This is a genomic window from Planctomycetia bacterium (assembly GCA_034440135.1).
Lineage (GTDB): Bacteria > Planctomycetota > Planctomycetia > Pirellulales > JALHLM01 > JALHLM01.
This window is the reverse complement of record JAWXBP010000354.1, coordinates 1-4713: the sequence shown is the minus strand read 5'-3', so window position 1 is coordinate 4713 and position 4713 is coordinate 1. Positions and strand designations below refer to the sequence as shown.

The 4713-nt window shown below is 61.8% G+C and carries 6 protein-coding genes; all 6 read left to right on the top strand.

All coding sequences use genetic code 11. The features are described from left to right. Position 1 precedes the first annotated feature (1 nt). Positions 2 to 1339 carry a type I-E CRISPR-associated protein Cse1/CasA gene (casA, locus tag SGJ19_21185; protein MDZ4782769.1) on the top strand — a complete coding sequence of 446 codons (1338 nt, stop codon included), beginning with the start codon at positions 2 to 4 and terminating at the stop codon, positions 1337 to 1339. 29 nt (positions 1340 to 1368) lie between these two features. Beyond that, positions 1369 to 1827, top strand: a complete 459-nt coding sequence (gene casB / locus SGJ19_21180) for a type I-E CRISPR-associated protein Cse2/CasB (GenBank protein MDZ4782768.1) — start codon at positions 1369 to 1371, stop codon at positions 1825 to 1827. 19 nt (positions 1828 to 1846) lie between these two features. After that, positions 1847 to 3025 carry a type I-E CRISPR-associated protein Cas7/Cse4/CasC gene (gene cas7e, locus SGJ19_21175; GenBank protein ID MDZ4782767.1) on the top strand — a complete coding sequence of 393 codons (1179 nt, stop codon included), beginning with the start codon at positions 1847 to 1849 and terminating at the stop codon, positions 3023 to 3025. Positions 3026 to 3030: 5 nt separating this feature from the next. Further along, entirely contained in the window at positions 3031 to 3798 is a 768-nt protein-coding gene (gene cas5e / locus SGJ19_21170) for a type I-E CRISPR-associated protein Cas5/CasD (GenBank protein ID MDZ4782766.1), read from the top strand. Further along, entirely contained in the window at positions 3795 to 4517 is a 723-nt protein-coding gene (gene cas6e, locus SGJ19_21165; protein ID MDZ4782765.1) for a type I-E CRISPR-associated protein Cas6/Cse3/CasE, read from the top strand. Before cas5e ends, cas6e begins: the two co-directional genes overlap by 4 nt. Continuing rightward, a partial coding sequence (locus tag SGJ19_21160) for a DUF433 domain-containing protein (protein ID MDZ4782764.1) occupies positions 4426 to 4713 on the top strand: 288 nt, incomplete at its 3' end. The genes cas6e and SGJ19_21160, both read left to right, overlap by 92 nt.

The following is a 4713-nucleotide window of genomic DNA, read 5'->3' as shown; positions in this document are numbered from 1 at the left end:
CTTGCTGATCGACTTTCCCGGTGCTCAGTCGATCGAGAGAAATACGGATCACTTTGTGAAGCGCAGCAGCGGCGGCGCGCTTTGCCCACATTGCGCCGCTACCGCGCTGCTTTGCTTGATGACAAACGCGCCTAGCGGTGGAGCCGGTCACCGCACTTCAATACGCGGCGGGGGTCCGCTGACGACGCTCGTTACGTATGCACAGATTGGAGAGTCGCATCCAGCGTCCGCACTGTGGCGGGACGTCGCCTGCAATGTTCTCGATCCGCATTCTTTCCATACCGCGAATTCATCGCAGGCGGAACTGAGCAATGTATTCCCATGGCTGCGCGGCGTTGAGCAGACAATGAAGCACTCGGACGCTGTCCAGCCGCTGGATGTGCATCCGTTGCAAGTGTACTGGGCCATGCCTAGGCGCATCCGGCTCCAATTTGCGAGCCGTAGTGGGGGAGCAGCTCCAGAGCCATGTGCCATTTGTGCTCGGACAACCGATCTGCCAATCGAGCGGTACGTCGCGAAGAACTACGGTTTGAACTACAAAGGCGCTTGGCTCCATCCGCTTTCGCCCTACTATCGGAGCGGGGCGAATGAACCGCTCTTTCCCGTGCATCCGCAGCCAGATGGGATGACGTACCGTCATTGGCTTGGCTGGGCGCTCGGATCAAAGCGGGCCGGCAGGCAAATCGTGCCCGCCGCGGTGGTGCAGGCGTACCGTAGCACTCGTTCCAAAGGCGGCCAGGTTCGCTTGCGGGCGTTCGGCTATGACATGGACAACATGAAGGCTCGCTGCTGGTACGAAGCCAACTTTCCGCTGTTCGATCTTCCGGAGAGTAAACAGAGCCCCGCCGAGGTCTCCGAGGCAATCGCTAGCATCGTCGGCCCGCTCGCCGCCGGCGCCGAGTCTGTCGCGCAGTGCATTCGCTTTGCGGTACGGGACGCGTGGTTTGGCAACGGTGAAACGCGCGGTGACCTCGGCTTTGTTGAAGCGATATTCTGGAATCGCACCGAGCGACACTTCTTTGTGCTGGTCGAGCGGGCCATCGACCTTGCGAAGGAACACGGGCGAGGCGCCTATGATCAGAGCGAGCCGCTGCGGCGCGGCTGGCTCAATGTGCTACGGCTTACGGCGCGGTGCCTGTTCGACGAGATCGCCGCGTCAGGAAACGTTGAGGCCGGCAACCCGGCCAAACTCGCGGTTGCCTACCGCGCACTACGCAGGCACTTGGACGGCGACACCCTTCAGCAAGCATTCGGATTGATCGTCGCTAACTCAACGGAGACAGGCAGGAGGCAGCGCCGCCGAGGCTCGACGGCGCAAGACACCACGGAGGCACGATGAACAAGCCATTCACAAAGGGCGACCCGACGATGGGCGCACTGCTGGCCTGGTGGCGCGGGCTGGAGCAAAACCGCGGCGATCGCGCTCAGTTGCGTCGCTGTGGCGACCTGCTGCAGGTGATGCAAACCGAGGCCTTTCACCACGCGCGTCGTCGCCTTGTCGGCGCGGGCCTGTCCGAGCACGATTCGCGCAGCCCACGGCTCGCCTCGATCATCGCTCTCGCAGCGCATGTCAAAGGGCTGTCCGACCAGTCCCTGCCAGATGCGTTTTCCGCCGGAGACAAGCCCTCCGTTTCGCCACTGCGATTGCGGCAAATCCTGGACGCGACCGACGAGGACGAACTTTTTATCCGGCTGCGGCGTGTAGTGCCGCTTGTCGACGGCCACGTGAATCTGCCCGCTCTCGCCGCCAATGTCTGGTACTGGGGCGACGTTGTGCGCAAGCGCTGGGTGTACGACTACCAATGGCCCGCCAAAAAATCTGCTTGAACTCAATGGAGACCGCGACATGAGCCGTTTCGTCCAGCTTCACGTACTTACTTCGTATCCTCCATCAAACCTAAACCGCGACGATCTCGGGCGCCCGAAGAGCGCGCTGGTCGGTGGTGTCGCACGACTGCGTGTGTCGTCGCAGAGCGGAAAACGGGCGTGGCGTACCTCGGACCTTTTCCAGGACGCGCTAGCCGGCCACTTGGGCACGCGTACTAAAACGCTTGGGCTGGAAATCTTCAAGAAGCTGGCTCAGATTGAGACTATCGACGCTGAATCCCTCAAGCACTTCAAGGAAGCGAAGTTCAAGCTCGCTCACGAAGGGACTCGGAAGATCATCGAGCAGTTCGGCAGTCTTGAGGCTGACTACCCGCCCAAGAAGGTAAAGGCACACGCCCCAGACGATGCGAGCAATGACGAATCAAAGGCGGACGACGACTCTGGCGACAAGGCGCTCAAAGCCTTTCGTAAGTCGCTCTCCACAAGTCAACTAGTCCACATCAGCCCTGCGGAGCACGCGTTGATAGACGCCCTCACCAACAAGTTGGCGGATGCGGCTCGGCTTCCGACGGCTCAGGAGCTTGAGCTTCTACGTGAGGATCATCATGCTGTGGACATCGCGCTGTTTGGCCGAATGCTCGCCGAGAAGCCGAGGTTCAATATCGAGGCTGCAGCTCAGGTAGCCCACGCCTTCACCGTCCACAAGGCGTCCGCCGAGGATGATTACTTCACCGCCGTAGACGACCTGAACCGCGGCGAACGAGATGCAGGTGCAGCCCATATCGGCGAAGCTGGTTTTGGCGCCGGCGTTTACTACCTTTACGTTTGCATCAACCGCGATCTCCTCGACACGAACCTCGGCGGCGATACGACGCTGCGGAACAAGGCGCTCGCGGCACTGCTGGAGGCTATCGCCAAGGTGGCGCCGACCGGCAAGCAGGCGAGCTTCGCTTCTCGCGCCTATGCGTCCTACATGCTCGTCGAGAAGGGTAGTCAGCAGCCGAGATCTCTCAGTCTCGCGTTCGTCAAACCCGTGAATGGCACCGACATGATCCAGGACTCGATCGAGGCCTTGAACGACAAGCGGCAAAACATGGACAAGGTGTACGGCGATTGTGCCGATGCGCGGAAGTTCTTCAACGCCGAAACGGGTGAGGGCAGCCTGGCCGAGTTGATCGCGTTTGCGCAGGCGGACTGAGGGCGATGGACGTTCTGCTGTTTCGGCTTTACGCACCCTTGGCCAGTTGGGGCGACGTCGCGGTGGGCGAGTACCGACCGAGCCACGCCTACCCCGGCCGGTCCGCGCTGCTCGGTCTGATCGCCGCCGCCCTGGGGTTTGATCGCGCCGATGAGCCGCGCCACCAACAACTGGACGATGCGCTCACCTTCGCCGTCGCCGTGTACGCGGAAGGCTCACTGCTGCGCGACTATCACACGGCGCAGGTGCCGGGGGCGTCGGACATAAAGAAGCGGCCTCACCGCACTCGCGCCGATGAGTTAGCGATTCCACGCTACGACTTGAATACGATTCTTTCGACTCGCGACTACCGGCAGGATGCGCTGTGCGTGGTCGGGGTGTGGCTGCGCGGACATTCTGCGGATATGGAGTTGAATTCGATCGCCATGGCGCTGCAACGCCCGCAATTCACGCTATATCTCGGCCGCAAAGCTTGCCCGCCGGCCCTCCCGCTGTCGCCGAAGATCGTGGAGGCAGAGAATTTCAGGTCTGCGCTTGCGAAGGTGCGGCTGCCGGAGATCGACGAGCGCGACCGACTAGGGATTCCAGCCGAGCCGGTAATGGTCGCCTGGGAAGAAGGCGCAGATGCCGGCTGGCCCCAATCCTTCAGCGTGACGCGCAAGGACTCGCCTCGCTCGCGCCAACGCTGGCAGTTTGCCGACCGCACCGAGCGCGTAGCGCTGACCGCCGGGGCCGAGCCTTCCGACGAAGCCGAGGACGAGCGGGCGCCATGAATTACTTCACCCGGATTGAGCTCGATGAGCGGCATCCTGGAGCGCGCGAGGCCCTGGGACATGCGTTCGGAAGCGCGCGTAGTGACCATCAGTTTCTCTGGCGCTTCTTTCCCGCTGCCGATGGCAGTGCCCGCGACTTCCTCTTCCGCCGCTTCGATCCCGAGGGCGAGCGACAGCAGGCGTTGTTCTATTGCGTGTCACAGAGGCCGGCGGTCGCGCCGCATCCGGCGTGGCAGGTTCAGAGCCGGGAGTACGCGCCGCAGGTGGGTACCGGTGATCGCCTGCGATTCGATCTGCGCGTAAACCCTACGCAAGCTCGCGAACGCGATGGAAAGTCGAGGCGTGACGACGTTGTCATGCATGCCAAGAAGCGCATCATGGCCGAGCATGGGGCCACTCGTTGGGCCGACGTTCCTGAAGCTGGCCGGCCACCGCTGTACGAGCTGACCCATAAGTCGATTCGAGATTGGCTCGGCGACTCGTCCCGGCCCGGAATTGCCATCCGAAACGGGTTCCGCGTGTTGGACGACCTACGGGTGGATTCGTATCTACAACACCGTATACCCCGAGGTGGGCAGCGGGAGATCACTCTGTCGACAGTGGATCTTTCCGGCACGCTCGAAGTCGATGATCCGACGGCTTTCGCGTCGGCATTGCTCGGGGGAATCGGCCATGCGAAGGCGTTCGGATGTGGCCTGCTGCTGGTGCGCCGACCGTAACTGCTGTGCTGTTGCGGGAAGTAATATTCGAACATGTTGTCAAGGAAAGGAGTGCCCCATGAACTGGCGCGATCACATTGTTTCCGACCCTGAGATTCTGGTAGGCAAGCCAGTGGTAAAGGGCACGCGGCTGTCTGTGGATCTCATCCTCGACCGCCTTGCGGACGGCTGGACCTCGGAAGATCTATATCAGTCG

Excerpts from the sequence above, each read along its gene's own strand:
- casB (MDZ4782768.1), top strand. The coding sequence starts at position 1,369 with ATGGGCGCACTGCTGGCCTGGTGGCGCGGGCTGGAGCAAAACCGCGGC.
- cas7e (MDZ4782767.1), top strand. The coding sequence starts at position 1,847 with ATGAGCCGTTTCGTCCAGCTTCACGTACTTACTTCGTATCCTCCATCA.
- cas5e (MDZ4782766.1), top strand. The coding sequence starts at position 3,031 with ATGGACGTTCTGCTGTTTCGGCTTTACGCACCCTTGGCCAGTTGGGGC.
- cas6e (MDZ4782765.1), top strand. The coding sequence starts at position 3,795 with ATGAATTACTTCACCCGGATTGAGCTCGATGAGCGGCATCCTGGAGCG.